The sequence below is a fragment of the Streptomyces sp. NBC_00483 genome (assembly GCF_036013745.1).
Taxonomy (GTDB): domain Bacteria; phylum Actinomycetota; class Actinomycetes; order Streptomycetales; family Streptomycetaceae; genus Streptomyces.
In genome coordinates, this window is record NZ_CP107880.1 from 2,305,729 (window position 1) to 2,321,490 (window position 15,762).

At 70.8% G+C, this 15,762-nt stretch carries 13 protein-coding genes; 3 read left to right on the forward strand and 10 right to left on the reverse strand.

Going from position 1 to position 15,762, the window contains the following annotated elements; translation table 11 throughout:
* The first annotated feature begins 50 nt into the window (after nucleotides 1-50).
* Entirely contained in the window at nucleotides 51-986 is a 936-nt protein-coding gene (locus OHA73_RS09995) for an LLM class F420-dependent oxidoreductase (protein ID WP_327654886.1), read from the forward strand.
* A gap of 13 nt (nucleotides 987-999) precedes the next feature.
* On the opposite strand, the gene OHA73_RS10000 is transcribed toward OHA73_RS09995, so the two are convergent.
* The 8 genes from OHA73_RS10000 to rpe all read right to left on the reverse strand — a co-directional run bounded on the left by OHA73_RS10000 (nucleotide 1,000) and on the right by rpe (nucleotide 9,970).
* Nucleotides 1,000-2,718 carry a flavin monoamine oxidase family protein gene (locus tag OHA73_RS10000; protein WP_327654887.1) on the reverse strand — a complete coding sequence of 573 codons (1,719 nt, stop codon included), beginning with the start codon at nucleotides 2,716-2,718 and terminating at the stop codon, nucleotides 1,000-1,002.
* 107 nt (nucleotides 2,719-2,825) lie between these two features.
* Complete coding sequence (locus OHA73_RS10005) at nucleotides 2,826-3,617, reverse strand: carbon-nitrogen hydrolase family protein (RefSeq protein WP_266721851.1); 792 nt, start codon at nucleotides 3,615-3,617, stop codon at nucleotides 2,826-2,828.
* A 213-nt stretch (nucleotides 3,618-3,830) separates the two neighbouring features.
* Nucleotides 3,831-4,283, reverse strand: coding sequence for an Lrp/AsnC family transcriptional regulator (locus OHA73_RS10010; RefSeq protein WP_266721849.1), 453 nt, complete (start codon nucleotides 4,281-4,283; stop codon nucleotides 3,831-3,833).
* Nucleotides 4,284-4,293: 10 nt separating this feature from the next.
* Complete coding sequence (locus tag OHA73_RS10015) at nucleotides 4,294-5,778, reverse strand: amino acid permease (RefSeq protein ID WP_266721847.1); 1,485 nt, start codon at nucleotides 5,776-5,778, stop codon at nucleotides 4,294-4,296.
* A gap of 335 nt (nucleotides 5,779-6,113) precedes the next feature.
* Nucleotides 6,114-7,556 carry a GuaB1 family IMP dehydrogenase-related protein gene (locus OHA73_RS10020; RefSeq protein WP_266721845.1) on the reverse strand — a complete coding sequence of 481 codons (1,443 nt, stop codon included), beginning with the start codon at nucleotides 7,554-7,556 and terminating at the stop codon, nucleotides 6,114-6,116.
* A gap of 117 nt (nucleotides 7,557-7,673) precedes the next feature.
* Nucleotides 7,674-7,931, reverse strand: a complete 258-nt coding sequence (locus OHA73_RS10025; RefSeq protein ID WP_443063053.1) for a barstar family protein — start codon at nucleotides 7,929-7,931, stop codon at nucleotides 7,674-7,676.
* Nucleotides 7,932-8,089: 158 nt separating this feature from the next.
* A complete protein-coding gene (locus OHA73_RS10030) occupies nucleotides 8,090-9,073 on the reverse strand; it encodes a sugar-binding transcriptional regulator (RefSeq protein WP_266725612.1) in 984 nt (327 codons plus the stop codon).
* A 210-nt stretch (nucleotides 9,074-9,283) separates the two neighbouring features.
* Complete coding sequence (gene rpe, locus OHA73_RS10035) at nucleotides 9,284-9,970, reverse strand: ribulose-phosphate 3-epimerase (protein WP_266721841.1); 687 nt, start codon at nucleotides 9,968-9,970, stop codon at nucleotides 9,284-9,286.
* A 160-nt stretch (nucleotides 9,971-10,130) separates the two neighbouring features.
* Here rpe and OHA73_RS10040 point away from each other — a divergent pair, with 160 nt between their 5' ends.
* Nucleotides 10,131-12,344 carry an MMPL family transporter gene (locus tag OHA73_RS10040; protein ID WP_327654889.1) on the forward strand — a complete coding sequence of 738 codons (2,214 nt, stop codon included), beginning with the start codon at nucleotides 10,131-10,133 and terminating at the stop codon, nucleotides 12,342-12,344.
* A 57-nt stretch (nucleotides 12,345-12,401) separates the two neighbouring features.
* Here the strand turns inward: OHA73_RS10040 and OHA73_RS10045 are convergent, their stop codons facing one another.
* Together OHA73_RS10045 and fmt are read right to left on the reverse strand one after the other, a co-directional pair.
* A complete protein-coding gene (locus tag OHA73_RS10045; protein ID WP_266721837.1) occupies nucleotides 12,402-13,832 on the reverse strand; it encodes an RsmB/NOP family class I SAM-dependent RNA methyltransferase in 1,431 nt (476 codons plus the stop codon).
* Nucleotides 13,833-13,937: 105 nt separating this feature from the next.
* A complete protein-coding gene (fmt, locus tag OHA73_RS10050) occupies nucleotides 13,938-14,867 on the reverse strand; it encodes a methionyl-tRNA formyltransferase (protein ID WP_266721835.1) in 930 nt (309 codons plus the stop codon).
* A 281-nt stretch (nucleotides 14,868-15,148) separates the two neighbouring features.
* Between fmt and OHA73_RS10055 the strand changes: the two genes are divergently transcribed.
* Nucleotides 15,149-15,724 carry a hypothetical protein gene (locus OHA73_RS10055; RefSeq protein WP_266721833.1) on the forward strand — a complete coding sequence of 192 codons (576 nt, stop codon included), beginning with the start codon at nucleotides 15,149-15,151 and terminating at the stop codon, nucleotides 15,722-15,724.
* The last annotated feature ends 38 nt before the right edge of the window (nucleotides 15,725-15,762 follow it).

The following is a 15,762-nucleotide window of genomic DNA, read 5'->3' on the forward strand; positions in this document are numbered from 1 at the left end:
CACAGAGATCCACGGTGTCGAACAGACCCGGCGAGCAAAGGAGCACGCACATGGCGACGACGACCCGACTCGGCCTCGGACTGCCCCAGATGAAGCAGTACGACATCGGCAGGGACATCCCGGACGTGGCGCGCGCGGCGGAGGCCGTGGGCTACGACAGCCTGTGGGTGTTCGAGCGGATCCTGTACCCCGAGCCCGCCACCCAGGGCCTGTACGGGATTCCCGGCCTGCCCTGGCCGGACCAGTACCGCTCCGTCGCCGACCCGCTCGTCGCGCTCACCCTGGCGGCGTCCGCCACGTCCCGCGCACGGCTCGGCACCAGCGTCCTCGTGGCGCCGCTGCACATCCCCTTCCAACTCGCCCGCTCCCTCGCCTCGTTGGACGCGGCGAGCGGGGGCCGCGTCGTCGCGGGGCTCGGCACGGGCTGGTCGCACGACGAGTACGCCGCGGCCGGCGTGGCGCCCTTCGAGCGGCGCGGCAAGGTGCTCGACGAGCTGGTCGACGTGTGCCGCGCGGTGTGGGGCCCGGACCCGGTGTCGTACGAGGGTGAGCTGACGACCGTCGCGCCGTCCGTGGTCGGCCCCAAGCCGGCCGGACCGCTGCCGATCCTGCTCCCGGCGAACAGCCCGAGGTCGGCCCGCCGCATGGTCGACAAGGCGGACGGCTGGATGCCCGCGGCGATGGGGGCCGAGGGCCTCAAGCAGCAGTGGGCCGACCTCCAGGCGCTCGCGGAGGAGCGCGGCCGCACCGCACCCCTGCAGACCGTGCTGCGCGTCAACACGGTCCACACCCGCGAGCCGTACACCGGCGAGGACCGCAGGCCGTTCCAGGGCAGCATCGACCAGATCGTGGAGGACCTGGTCGCGCACGACGAGGTGGGCCTGGAGGAGATCCTGATCGAACTCCAGGGCCAGGCCCGGGACGCGGAGGAGCTCAAGGACGTCGCGGCGGAGCTGTACGAGAAGGCGCGCGCCGCAGGCGTCTGATCTCCCGGCCCACTCAGTCCTCCGGGAGCTCCACCGGCGCGATCTCGTCGAACACATCGCCCGGGCCGGGGTTCGACGCGTCCGTGCTGCCGCCCAGGTGGTGCATGACGCCCCACACCGCGTTCAGCGCGGTCTGCACGGCGCCCTCGGCCCACCCGGCCGTCCACGAGATGTCGTCACCGGCGAGGAAGATGCCCCGCCGGTCCTCGGGCAGGGTCTCCTGCATGAAGTGCGTGAACAGACGGCGCTGGTAGCGGTAGTGGCCGGGCAGGTTCGCCTTGAACGCGCCCATGAAGTACGGCTCGTTCTCCCAGGACACGGTCACCGGGTTGCCGATGATGTGCTTGCGGATGTCGACCTTCGGATAGATCTCGCCGAGCGACTTCAGCATGACTTCGAGGCGCTCGTTCGCCGACAGCGGCAGCCACTTCAGGCTGTCGTCGCACCACGTGTAGGAGAGGCAGATCGTGGCGGGCTTGTCCGGCCCGTCGTCGAGCAGGTAAGTACCGCGCGTCATCCGGTCGGTGAGCGTCATCGACATGACGTCACGGCCCGTGGCATTTCCCTTGTCGTCGACGGACTTGTCGAGCCAGAACGGCCGGTCCACCGGCACGAACAGCTTGCTGGACTCCATGTAGTGCGTGCGCTCGATCGCCGTCCAGTGGTCGATCGGGAACAGCTCGTCGTCGCAGTCCACCTTGGACAGCAGCATCCAGGACTGCGCGGTGAAGATCGCCGTCTTGTACGTACGGATGTCGCCGTCGGCGTCCGTGACGGTGATGTGGTTGCCGGCGGTGCGGGACAGCCGGGTCACGGCCGGGCGCGGCTTGCCGTCCACGTGCAGGGTGGACAGCGACGCCCCGGGCGCCCAGTGCACGATCTTCTCCGGCTCGCGCTCCCACAGGCGCAGCGGCAGCTGCTGCGAGCCGCCCTCGATGCCGCGGTGGTGGTCGTCGGCCTCGGTGTAGACGACGCGCAGGATTTCCAGAATGGAGTTGGGGAAGTCCGTGTCCCAACCACCCGTACCGAAGCCGACCTGGCCGAAGATCTCCCGGTGCCGGAAGGACTTGAACGCCTCGGACTCGCACAGGAACCCGTAGAAGGTCTGGTTGTCGAGCTTCTCGACGAGCTTGCCCCAGATCTCGCGGATGCGCGGCACGTCGCGCTCGCGCATCGCCTGGTTCATGTCGGAGAAGTCGGCGCCCTCGTCGAGGCACTTGTTCCAGGCCTCGGCGACGTCCCGGTAGACCTGCGGGAGGTCGGCGATCGTCTCGGCGTAGTGGGACTCGCCCTTGAGGTCGACGACGGTCGAGGGCGTGGCCTCGGAGAGCGGGTTGGGGAACGCCCGCGTCTTCAGGTCGACCATGTCGATGTAGTGCTGCAGCGCCGTGGACGACGGCGGGAAGCGCATCGCGCCCATCTCGGCGGTCAGGTCCGAGGCCCCCGCCGGGGTGCCCTCGAAGCCGACCGTACGCAGCCGGCCGCCGATCTGGTCGGCCTCGTACACGACGGGCTTGAGGCCCATCTTCATCAGCTCGTACGCGGCGACGATGCCGGACAGGCCGCCGCCGATGACCGCGACCTCGGTGCCGTGCTCGGTCGCGGGTATCTGGCCGAGGCCCGCCGGGTGGGCGAGGAAGTCGTCGTACGCGTACGGGAAGTCCGGCCCGAACATCGTGATGGGCGGCTGGCCCTCGGTGTGCTGGGCGGCGGTGGGCACCGTGGACGTCATGGGGTACGGACTCCTTGCGGGTACTGAAGTGCTGGGCAGGAAGCGGGAGTTGAGGCCGTGCGGTCGGCCTCGGATGGTGAGCCTCAGGAGGTGAGCGGCAGGGCCGTTCAGGAGGCGAGCGAGCCGTAGAGGCCCGGGCGGCGGTCGCTCAGATACGGGTTGGCCGCGCGGGAGGCGGCGAGGAAGTCGGGGTCGGCGTCGGCGAACACGAGCTCCTCGCCGCGGCCCGCTCGGGCGCGGGCCACCCCGTCGGGACCTGCGAGTGTGGAGAGCCCGACGAACTCGAACTCCCCTTCCGCGCCGACCCGGTTGACGTACGCGACGTACATCTGGTTCTCGAAGGCGCGCACCGGCACGACCGATTCGGCGACGAACTGGAAGGGGTGCATCTGCGCCGTCGGCACGAGCAGCAGGTCGGTGCCGGCGAGGGCGTGCGCACGGACGTTCTCCGGGAACTCGACGTCGTAGCAGATCATCAGGCCGACCCGCAGACCGTTCACCTCGGCCTGAACCACCGGCTGTTCACCGGGCGTGAACTGCTCGCGCTCGAAGCAGCCGAAGAGGTGCGTCTTGCGGTAGTTCGCGAGGCGGGCACCTTCGGCGGAGATCAGCTGTACGGAGTTGAAGACGGCGTCGCCCGCGCGCTCCGGGTAGCCGTAGGCGACGGCGAGGCCGTGCCGGTGCGCGATCTCGGCGATCGCGTCGGCCGCGTCCCCGTCGGCGGGCTCGGCGAGCCGGGCCACGTCGTCCCCGATCGCGTACCCGGTCAGGAACATCTCCGAGGTCACGAGGACCCCGGCACCCGCGGCGGCGGCCCGGCCCGCGGCGGCGTCGAGAACCTTGAGGTTCGCGGCGGTCGAGCCGGGGTGTCCTGAGCTCTGGAGCAGGGCGGTGCGCATGCGTGTCCTCAACCGGTACGGGGCGGGGTTCGGGGTCACATAGAGTCTGCGGTCGCCCGTCACCCCGGACAAGAAGCACCTGTTGCACGCTGCCGAGCTGTTCGTTGCGTGATTTTCCCGCCGAACGGCGATTCGTTGCGCGGGGCCCGTGGGCCTCGCTCAGACCGCGCTCGGGCGTCGCTCAGACCTCGCTCGGGCCTCACTCAGACCTCGCTACGCAGGCGATCCCGACGTGAAACGCCGCATCAGCGGCGACAGCACCAGCACCGATTTCGTCCGCTCGACGAACGGCTCCCCCGCGATCCGCTCCAGGACCCGCTCGAAGTGCCGCATGTCGGAGGCGAAGACCTGGACGATCGCGTCCGCCTCACCGGTGACAGTGGAAGCGGACACGACCTCGGGGTAACGCTCCAGGCCTCGCCGGATCGCCTCCGGCGAGGTGTTGGAGCGGCAGTACATCTCGATGAACCCCTCGGTCTCCCAGCCGAGCGCGGCCGGGTCGACGCGCACCGTGAACCCGGTGATCGCGCCGGTGGCCCGCAGCCGGTCCACGCGGCGCTTCACGGCGGGCGCGGACAGGCCGATCTGCTGGCCGATGTCGGCATAGGAGCGGCGGGCGTCCTCGGCGAGGGCGTGCACGATGCGTTCGTCGAGATCGTTCAGCAAGGCAGGAGGTTCACTTTTCTGCGTCTACGAGGCCCGCGTCCGGGGCGGCCAGGCGGGAGCGGCGCATCCCGTAACTGAAGTAGAACACGAGACCGACGGCCATCCAGACACCGAAGACGATCCAGGTGATAGCGGACAGGCTGCCCATCATCCACACACAGAGCGCGAAACCGATGATCGGCAGGACCGGCGACAGCGGCACGCGGAAGGTGCGCTTCATGTCCGGGCGGGTCCGGCGCAGCATGATCACGGCGATGTTGACCAGGGCGAACGCGAAGAGCGTGCCGATGCTGGTGGCGTCGGCGAGCTGGCCGAGCGGAATGGCGGCCGCGAGCACACCGCAGAACAGGGACACGATGACCGTGTTGGCGCGCGGCGCCCCGGTCTTCGGGTGCACCTTCGAGAACACCTTGGGCACGAGGCCGTCGCGGGACATCGCGAACAGCACGCGGGTCTGCCCGTAGAGCACGGTGAGCACGACGGACGCGATGGCGATCACCGCGCCGGCGGCGAGCACCGTGCCCCAGAAGGGCTGTCCCGTGACGTCCTTCATGATCGCGGCGAGCGTCGCCTCGGAGTCGGTGAAGTGCGTCCAGGGGCGGGCGCCCACGGCGACGGCGGCCACGAGGACGTACAGCGCGGTGACGATGATCAGCGACAGCATGATGGCGCGCGGCAGGTCGCGCTGCGGGTTCTTCGCCTCCTCACCGGCGGTGGAGGCGGCGTCGAAGCCGATGTACGAGAAGAAGAGCGTGGCACCCGCGGCGCTCACGCCCGCCATGCCGAGCGGCATGAAGTCCTCGTAGTTGCCGGACTTGAAGCCCATGAAGCCGATGACGCAGAAGAGGATCAGGGCCGCGATCTTCACGGCGACCATGATGGTGTTGGCCCGCGCGGACTCCTTGGCGCCGCCCAGCAGGAACACCATGGCGAGCATCACCACGATGAGCGCGGGCAGGTTGAAGATCCCGCCGTCACCGGGCGGCGCGGACAGCGCTGCCGGGATCGTGACGCCTATCGTCCCGTCGAGCAGCTCGTTGAGGTACTCGCCCCAGCCGACGGCCACCGCGGCGACCGAGACCCCGTACTCCAGGACCAGACACCAGCCGCACACCCAGGCGAGAAGTTCGCCCATCGTTGCGTACGCATACGAATAGGAGGAGCCGGCGACCGGGATGGTACCGGCCAGTTCGGCGTACGAGAGCGCCGAGAAGAGCGCGGTGAGACCGGCGATCACGAAGGACAGCGTGACGGCGGGACCGGCCTTCGGCACGGCCTCGCCGAGCACCACGAAGATGCCGGTGCCGAGCGTGGCACCGATGCTGATCATGGTCAGCTGCCAGAGCCCGAGGGAGCGCCGCAGCGATCCGCCTTCGCCCTGGCCGCCCTCCGCGACCAGCAGATCTACCGGCTTGCGCCGCATCAGGCGGGCGCCGAGTCCCGCGGGCGCGGGAGCGGCTTGCGGGGTGCGCGGGGGTGCGCCGTGGTCGAGCACGGACTGGCTCCTTGATCGCTGCCGGGTGAGGTTGACCGCAGCGAGGGGGACGCGGCGGAGCACACCCGTCAAACGGGTCCCGCCGAGCAGGCCGAACCCCCGCCACGCAACGTACAGCGGATGACTCTAGAGGAGTTCTGTTCCCAGGAGTAATGCAGCAACCTTGCGCAGTCGCGCATGATCGTTGCGCTACCTTCCCGGACGCGGACGATCGTTGCGCGGTCCGTTTGGTCCGTTGCGCCCGGGTGTGCTCGGTTCGGTCTCCCCATGAGGCGAAAACGACGAACCCCGCGCCCCTCCGAAGAGGGACGCGGGGTTCCAGGTACGTCGTGCTGTTAGCTCCAGCTGGCGTGCAGCGGCTTGCCCTCGGCGTAGCCGGCGGCGGACTGGATGCCGATGGTGGCGCGCTGCTCGAACTCGGCGAGCGAGTTGGCACCGGCGTACGTGCAGGAGGAGCGGACACCCGCGATGACCGAGTCGATCAGGTCCTCGACGCCCGGGCGCTCCGGGTCGAGGAACATCCGCGAGGTGGAGATGCCCTCCTCGAAGAGCGCCTTGCGGGCGCGGTCGTAGGAGGACTCGTCGCTCGTCCGGTTCTTCACGGCGCGGGCCGAGGCCATGCCGAAGGACTCCTTGTAGGCGCGGCCCTTGGCGTCGTGCTGCAGGTCGCCCGGGGACTCGTACGTGCCCGCGAACCACGAACCGATCATGACGTTGGAGGCGCCGGCGGCGAGCGCCATGGCGACGTCGCGCGGGTGCCGCACGCCACCGTCGGCCCACACGTGCTTGCCGTACTTCTTGGCCTCTGCGGCGCACTCCAGGACGGCGGAGAACTGCGGCCGGCCGACGCCGGTCATCATGCGCGTGGTGCACATGGCGCCGGGTCCGACACCGACCTTGATGATGTCGGCGCCGGCCTCGATCAGGTCCTTGACGCCCTCGGCGGCCACGATGTTGCCCGCGACGATCGGCACCTGCGGGTCGAGCGCGCGGACCTTCTTGATCGCCTCGATCATCGACTCCTGGTGGCCGTGGGCCGTGTCGATGACGAGCGTGTCGGCGCCGGCGTCGAGCAGCTGCTTGGCCTTGCCCGCCACGTCACCGTTGATGCCCACGGCGGCGGCGATGCGCAGCTTGCCGTTGGCGTCGGTGGCCGGGGTGTAGAGGGTCGCGCGCAGGGCGCCGGTGCGCGTCAGGATGCCGGCGAGGCGGCCTTCCTTGTCGACGGCCGGGGCGTAGCGACGGTTGGCGCCGTCCAGCTTGTTGAAGGCGTCGCGCGGGTCGATGTCCGCGTCGAGCAGCAGCAGGTCCTTGGACATGACCTCGGACAGCTGCGTGAAGCGGTCGACGCCGGTGAGGTCCTGGTCGGTGACGACACCGACGGGCCGCTGCTCGTCGTCGACGACGACACCGGCGTTGTGCGCGCGCTTGTTGAGCAGCGCGAGGGCGTCCGCGACGGTCTGCGTCGGCGCGAGGACGATCGGGGTGTCGAGCACCAGGTGGCGCGTCTTGACCCAGGAGATGACCTCGGTGACGACCTCGATCGGGATGTCCTGCGGAATGACGACGAGGCCACCGCGGCGGGCGACGGTCTCGGCCATACGACGCCCGGCGATCGCGGTCATATTGGCGACGACCAGCGGGATCGTGGTGCCCGTGCCGTCCGGCGACGAAAGGTCCACGGCCTGCCGGGAGCCGACCGCGCTCCGGCTCGGCACCATGAAGACGTCGTCGTACGTCAGGTCGTACGCGGGCTTGATGTCATTGAGGAAACGCACGTGCGGACATCCCAGTCGGTAGAAGGGGGCCCCAGAAGTCTGCTCCCGGAGCACAAAGCACGTACTTCATTTTCCCACGTCAGCCGAAGTCGAGTCTCCGGGCCGAACATCCCAAGGTCAGAGCCGATCCTTGGATGATCCTCCGAGCTCCACGCGGATCTGCGCGGCCGAGGCCTGTGCGAACACCTCACGGGCGGTCTCCCACTGGCCGGGCTCCCGCTCGGCGAACCCGGCCCACCCGCTCACGACCACGACGAGCGGCGCGCCCTCGGGGGCCTCGGGCAGCTGCCCCGGATCACCGAGGGCGTCGGCAAGGGCGTCCCAGTTCCGCCCGAACCACGACGGCAGCCCGAGCGCGGCGGCGCACCGGTCCATGAACCCGTCCTTGTCGACGACTCCATGAAGATCAATCCGCGGCACACCCACCGACCCCTCCCGTTCAAGCCCCGCAGGGGGCACCTCCCAGCGTTAGCTGGGGGAGATTGAGGCGCGGGGCCCGGGGCAGAGCCCCGAGACGTCACGCACTCCGACCGTCACACACCATCCGGATCAGCCCGCTGCAACGCCGGCTTCGGCGCAGACCCGGCCGCCAACAGGAAATCGGCCGCAGCCGTGTCCGTGACCAGGCTGGTCACGAGCCCCGACCGCAGCACCGCGTCGATGGCGCCAGCCTTCCGCTGGCCACCCGCGATCGCCACGACCTCCGGTATCCGCCGAAGACGATCCGCCTCGACGGTGATGCACCGCTCCCCGAGGTCCCGCCCGACCCGCCGCCCCTGCGCATCGAACAGGTGCGCAGACATCTCCGCCGCGACACCCAGGGACGCGTAGTGCGCGCGCTCCTCGTCGCTCAGCATGTCGTGCACGGTCGAGATGCCCGGCTCCCAGGAGCCGATGGACACACACGCGACGGTGACCTTGTCGAAGTACTCGAAGGCGCGGGCGATCCCCGTCTGGTTGCGCAGCGCCCCCGCCGTCGCGGCGTCCGGCAGCAGCATCGGCGCGTAGATCGGGTGCGCGTCGCCGCCCGACACCTGCGCCGCACGCCGCACGGCCTCCACGGAGCCGCGCTCCGCGGTCCCCGCGTCGTACACGCCCGTCAACTGCACCACGGTGCACGGCGGAAGCCGGTCGAGGGCGGCCGCCATGTGGATGGTGGAGCGGCCCCACGCGAGGCCGAGCACATCGCCCTCGGTGACCAGCTCGCCGAGCAGATCGGCGGCGACCTCGCCCAGGTTCTCCGGGTCGGAGGAGTCGTCGATCTCGGCGGGCGACTCGACCACGACCGCGTGCCGCAGGCCGTAGCGGGCCCGCAGCGCGTCGGAACGCTCCGCGTCCAGCTCGGCAGGGACCCGGATCTCGATGCGTACGAGATCCCGCTCGAGGGCGGTCTCGAGGACCCGTGCCACCTTGAAGCGGCTCACGCCGAACTCCTCGGCGATCTGGATCTTGGACTTGCCCTCGAGGTAGAAGCGACGGGCCATGGCCGCCGCCTGCACCAGCTCCGCGGGTCCCATCCGCAGGGCCGCCCGTCCCGCCGATGATGCGGACACGGCGTTCTCCTCACTTCTTTTACGTCACGAAACTTCTTTTACGTCATGAGATCGACTGCTGCTCACGAATCGGCTCACGGACCATCTGCTGTTCACAACCTGGATACGTCGTTCATCCTTGCAGATCCGACGCGGTTGATCAGCCCCGATGGACGTCGTTCACGTACCGGTGGCTCAGTGGTCGCACGCCCAGCCCGCGGACGCCGTGGCGCCCTCCGCCTGGGTGCGCAGTGCACGTACCGCCTCCGCCGGATCCTTCGCCCCGTAGACGGCCGAACCGGCTACGAAGACGTCGGCGCCCGCCTCGGCGCACCGCTCGATCGTCGCGGCGGACACTCCGCCGTCGACCTGCAGCCACAGCTCCAGACCGTGCTTCCCGATCAGCTCACGGGTGCGGCGGATCTTGGGCAGCATGATGTCCAGGAACGCCTGCCCGCCGAATCCCGGCTCAACCGTCATGATCAACAGCATGTCGAGCTCGGGGAGCAGATCCTCGTACGGCTCGATCGGCGTCGCCGGCTTCAGGGCCATCGAGGCGCGGGCGCCCTTGGCGCGGATCTCACGCGCGAGCCGGACGGGGGCTGCGGCCGCCTCCGCGTGGAAGGTGACGGACCCGGCACCCGCTTCGACGTACTGAGGGGCCCAGCGATCGGGGTCCTCGATCATCAGATGGCAGTCCAGCGGGGTGTCCGTCGCGCGCGCCAGCGACTCTACGACCGGAACCCCGAGGGTCAGGTTCGGGACGAAGTGGTTGTCCATGACGTCGACATGGAGCCAATCGGCGCCTTCGGCGGCCTTTGCCTCGTCGGCAAGGCGGGCGAAGTCCGCGGACAGGATGCTGGGGTTGATCTGCACGGCCATGACCCAAGCGTGCCATGCCCGGCGCCGGTTGCCCGCCTCGGTCCGGACCAAGCCCTGAGACCGATACCGAGCCGTGCCCGCCCGTGCCATTCTGGGCGGCTCGCAGCGGGGGTCGGCGGTTGGCCCCCGGAGTACCGCGCACGACGCAGCGGGGGACGCCATGGCGGACGTACAGAGCACTGTGAGCACGGCGCCCGGGCGCCGTGGAGTGGCGCGGCTCGTGTGCGGGCGGCGCAGCAAGTGGCTGGTGCTCCTGCTGTGGCTCGTCGTCCTCGTGGGCAGCGCTCCGCTCGCCCAGAAACTCACCGACGCACAGGACAACGACGCGCAGTCCTGGCTGCCGGGCTCCGCCGAGTCCACCCAAGTCCTCGACATCTCCAAGGAATTCAGGCCGGAGACCATCCCCGCCGTGGTGATCTACGCGCGCGAGGGCGGGCTCACCGTCGCGGACCGCGCCCGGATCGCCAAGGACGTCGCCCAGATCAAGCAGCTGAGCGCGCACGGGGTACGGGGCACGGAGACCCGCGGCCCCGTCCTCGACAAGAGGCCGGGCCCGTCGGCGGCCCAGGTCTACGTCCCGGTCACGATGGACGCCTCGGGCTTCGAGCGGATCACCCCCGCCGTGGACTCCATCCGCGACGCGACCGGCACGTCCGTGGGCGATCTGAAGATCCACATCACGGGTCCCGGCGGCACCTCGGCGGACTTCTCCGAGGCCTTCTCCGGCATCGACTCGACGCTGCTGCTCTCCGCGCTCGGCATCGTCATCGTCATCCTGCTGTTCACGTACCGCAGCCCGTCCCTGCTGCTCGTACCGGTACTGAGCGTGGTGGCGGCGCTCTTCACCGCGCAGGCGCTGATCTATCTCCTCGCGGAGAACGCGGGGCTCACCGTGAACGGGCAGAGCGCGGGCATCCTCACCGTCCTCGTGTTCGGCGCGGGGACGGACTACGCGCTGCTGCTCGTCGCCCGATACAGGGAAGAGCTCCGCCGCCACGAGGATCGGCACGAGGCGATGGCGCTCGCCCTGCACCGGGCGGGCCCGGCAGTCCTGGCCTCCGGCGCCACCGTGGTGCTCAGCATGCTGATGCTGCTCACCGCCGAGATGAACTCGACGCGGGGGCTCGGCCCGGTCGCCGCGATCGGGGTCGCCGTCGCCCTGCTCGCGATGCTGACCCTGTTCCCCGCCCTGCTCGTGATCTTCGGCCGCTGGATCTTCTGGCCGCTGATCCCGCACATGGGCAGCGCGGAACCCACCGAGCGCGGCGTGTGGGCGCGCACCGGGCAGCGGATCGCGCGCCGTCCGCGGATGATCTGGACCGTGACGGCCCTGGCGCTCGCCGTGCTCTCCCTCGGGCTGATGCAGCTGAAGGCGGAAGGCATCAGCAACGCCGACTCGTTCACCGACAAACCCGACTCGATCGTGGGACAGGAAGTCTCGGCGGAGTACTTCCCCGCGGGCGCCGGCGACCCGCTCGTCATCGTCGCGAACCAGGGGCAGGGCCTGGAGGTGCGCCGCGCCGTCGCCGCGACGGACGGCGTCGTACGAGGCAGCATCGGCGTCCCGCCGAACACCAAACCCGCGGCCGACGGCCGGGTCCTGTTCGAGGCGACGACGACCGCGCCCGCCGACAGCCAGGCCGCCAAGGACACGGTGGACCGGGTGCGCGACGCGGTGCACGCGGTGGACGGGGCGGATGCCAAGGTGGGCGGCGGCACGGCGGCGCTGCTCGACATGGACCGGGCGACGGCGCACGACAACAAGCTGGTGATCCCGCTCGTTCTGGTGGTCGTCCTGCTGATCCTGTGCCTGCTCCTACGGGCCCTGGTGGCGCCCCTGTTGCTGATCGGGACGGTCGTCCTGTCCTTCGCGGCGGCCCTCGGCATCAGCGCGCTCGCCTTCCGCCACCTCTTCGACTACGCGGGCGAATCGACGGACTTCCCGCTCTTCGTCTTCGTGTTCCTGGTGGCGCTCGGCATCGACTACAACATCTTCCTCACGACCCGCATCCGTGAGGAGGCCGCGCGCCAGGGCACACGCCCCGGCGTCGTCACGGGCCTGGCCGCGACCGGCGCGGTGATCACGTCGGCGGGCCTGGTCCTCGCGGGCACCTTCGCGGCCCTCGGCACGCTCCCCATGGTCGCCTTCGCCGAAATCGGCTTCGCGGTGGCGATCGGCGTACTCCTGGACACATTCGTGGTCAGGTCGGTCCTGGTGACAGCCCTGTTCCTGGACGTGGGCCCAAAGGTCTGGTGGCCACACGCGCTGTCCCGGTCGAGTGCTCCCCAATCAACCCCGCCCGAGCCCAAATCAAGCGAGCCCGGACACCAATCAGGCTCGGCCGAGCCCAAATCAAGCCCCGCCGGCGATTGAGGCGCGGGGCCCGGGGCAGAGCCCCGCGACCCCAGCGCCGCACGACCGCAACAAGACCTACGCGGTACGCCGAATCAACGCCAAATACATCGCGTCGGTCCCATGCAGATGGGGCCAGAGCTGCACATCCGGCCCCTCCCCAAGCCCCGGCACACCTTCCAACAGAGGCCGCGCATCAATGAGTTCGGCCCCGCCGACCCCCTTCAGCACGTCCTCGACGACCGCCCGCGTCTCCGCGAGATGCGGCGAGCACGTCGCGTACCCCACGACACCCCCCACCCGCACGGACTCGAGCGCCTTGCGCAGCAAGCCCCGCTGCAGCGGAGCGAACCCCTCCAGGTCCTCGGGACGCCGCCGCCACCGCGCCTCGGGGCGCCGCCGCAGCGCGCCAAGCCCGGTGCAGGGCACGTCCATCAGGATCCGGTCGAACGTCCCGGGCCCCCACGGCGGCCGCGTCCCGTCCGCGGCGATCACCTGGTAGGGCCCCGGGTTCCCGGCCAGCGCCTTCGCGACGAGCCCGGCCCGGTGCGGCTGCTTCTCCGACGCGAGCAGCGTCGCGCCGCGCTCGGCGGCGAGACCGGCGAGCATCGCCGCCTTGCCGCCGGGGCCCGCGCAACCGTCGAGCCACTTCTCGTCACGGCCCTCGACCGGAGCGTTCGCCAGTGCGATGGCCACCAGCTGACTGCCCTCGTCCTGCACACCGGCCCGCCCCGACTTCACGATGTCGAACGAGCCGGGTTCGCCACCCTCGGCGAGCCGCACGGCGTACGGCGACCAGCGCCCCGGAAGCCCCGACTCCTCGCCCACCTCGGCGAGTACGGCCTCGGCCGTGGTCCGCCCCGGGCGCGCCACGAGCGTGACCTCGGGCCGCTCGTTGTCGGCCTCCAGCAGATCCTCGATCCCGGCACGGCCGCCGCCCAGCGAGTCCCACAAGGCGGAGACGACCCATCGCGGATGCGAATGCACCACGGACAGATGGTCGTCGGGATCCTCGTCGTACGGCGGCGCGACGCGCTCGACCCACGCGTCGAGATCGTGCTGCGAGACCTTCCGCAGCACGGCGTTGACGAACTTGGCCCGCCCGTCACCGAGCACGACGCGCGCCAGCTCGACCGACGCGGACACGGCGGCGTGCGTCGGGATCCGCGTCCCGAGCAGCTGATGCACGCCAAGGTTCAGGACGTCCAGAACCGGCGGATCGACCTCGCGCAGCGGCCGGTCGATACAGGCCGCCACGATCGCGTCGTACGTCCCCTGCCTGCGCAGCGTCCCGTACACGAGCTCGGTCGCGAGCGCGGCGTCGCGCCCGTCGAAGTCGCCCTTCTCGCGGGCCTTGCGCAGCAGCGGCGGCAGCACGAGGTTCGCGTACGCGTCCCGCTCGTCCACCGCGCGCAACGCCTCGAAGGCGAGGATGCGCACGGGGTCCTTCTTGGGACGACGGTGGGGTTTGCCGGGCTTACGAGGGGGCCGGCCGGGCTGGTCGCTCAAAGGTGCTCCGCTGCTGGGATCGTACGGGCGCTACGCACGGGTCGTACGCCGGGATGAACCCTCCCAGGGTACGTCCCGGCGCCGACAGCGGTCCTCGTGGGCCCGTCAGCCCAGGGTCTCCCCCGCGGCGATCCGGGTGCCCCGCGCCCAGTCCGCCGCGGCCATCGGCTTCTTGCCCTGCGCCTGCACCCAGAGCAGCTCGACGGCGTGCGAACCGGTGCCCACGTAGAGGTTCTTCTTGCCCGCGCCGATCTCACCCGGCGCGAGGTCGGTCCGGTCGGGCGCGAGGACGGCCGTGCGCACCTTGAGCCGCTCGCCGCGGAACTCGGTCCAGGCACCCGGCGCGGGCGTGCAGCCGCGGACGACCCGGTCGACCCGCAGGGCCGGCGCGCTCCAGTCGATACGGGCGTCCTCCACGGTGATCTTCGGCGCGAGGGTGACGCCGTCGGCGGGCTGCGGCACGGCCTCGATCGTGCCGTCCTCGATCCCGTCCATCGTCGCGGAGAGCAGCCCGGCGCCCGCGAACGCGAGCCGGGTCAGCAGGTCACCGCTGGTGTCGGTGGCACGGACCGCCTCGGTCACCGTCCCGTACACGGGCCCGGAGTCGAGCCCCTCCTCGATGAGGAACGTGGACGCGCCAGTGATCTCGTCACCCGCCATCACCGCGTGCTGCACGGGCGCGGCGCCACGCCACGCGGGCAGCAGCGAGAAGTGCAGATTGACCCAGCCGCGGGCGGGCACGTCGAGCGCGATCTTCGGGAGCAGCGCCCCGTACGCGACGACCGGGCAGCAGTCGGGAGCGATCTCCCGCAGCCTCGCCAGGAACTCCTCGTCGCGCGGCTTGGCCGGCTTGAGCACCTCGATGCCGGCCTCCTCGGCCCGCTGGGCGACCGGGCTCGCGACCAGTCGACGGCCGCGCCCCGCCGGTGCGTCGGGCCGGGTGACGACCGCGGCGACCTCGTGCCGGTCGGAGGCGATCAGGGCGTCCAGGGCGGGAACGGCGACCTCGGGGGTGCCTGCGAAGACGAGCTTCATCGGTGGCGTACAGCCTCTCGGGGCAGGGTCACGGGCAGCGCACCAGTCTATGGGCGTCGTGCGGCGGGCGCGTACGGGGCGCACGTCCTGACGTGCGCCCCTCGCATATGCGGATGCGCCCGAACAGCGTGACCCCACACCGGATGGCGCGTTGGTCAAGAAAGAGTTGACCAGTCATGGGCCGCAATCGGTCATTCGTCATAGTTCACCCGTCTTCGTCGGTGTCGCTTGACGCGAGCGTGGCCCGATCCTTTTTTATCGCCGGTTCGAGAGGCTTGTTCATGGCCGACCACGCAACCCACGACGCCCAGGCACGGGCCAGCCTGCATCTTCTTGTGCGGGACATCGAGCGGGTCCGCCGTCAGGTGGACGCACTGCGCACCCTCACCGCACAGCTGGGCAACGTCTACCGCCCGCGCCGCTCAGGCCCCTCCGCGGGGTTCGTCGTCTACGGGAGGGCGCCCGCCCCCACCGTCCGTCTCGCCCAGGAACTGCGCGACAGCGTCGAGACGTTGGTCACCGCAGCCGTGGACTTCGACCGTTCGCTGGGCTTCTCCTGGGACGCGGTGGGCTCCGCGCTCGGCGTCACCAAGCAGGCGGTCCACCGCAGGTACGGGGCGCGCAGGGCGGCCACCCAGGCGGCGGCCGAGGCCGAGCGCGGGGCGGAGGTCCCGGCGTCGCCGACGTCCGCCGTGCCGTCCCCGGCACAGGCCGCGCGCCCCACCGTGCCGATGGGAGCGGGCCCGCTGTCGGCGGTACCCGCCGCCCGCGCTCTGCCCACCCAGCCGACCGCGGGCGCCACGGGCCTGCGCGACGACGCGCGCCCCAGCGCCTTCCCCGGCCCGCGCCACGGCTGAGCGGCCGCGCCACCTGCCGCTGCCTCCCCGTACGCGAC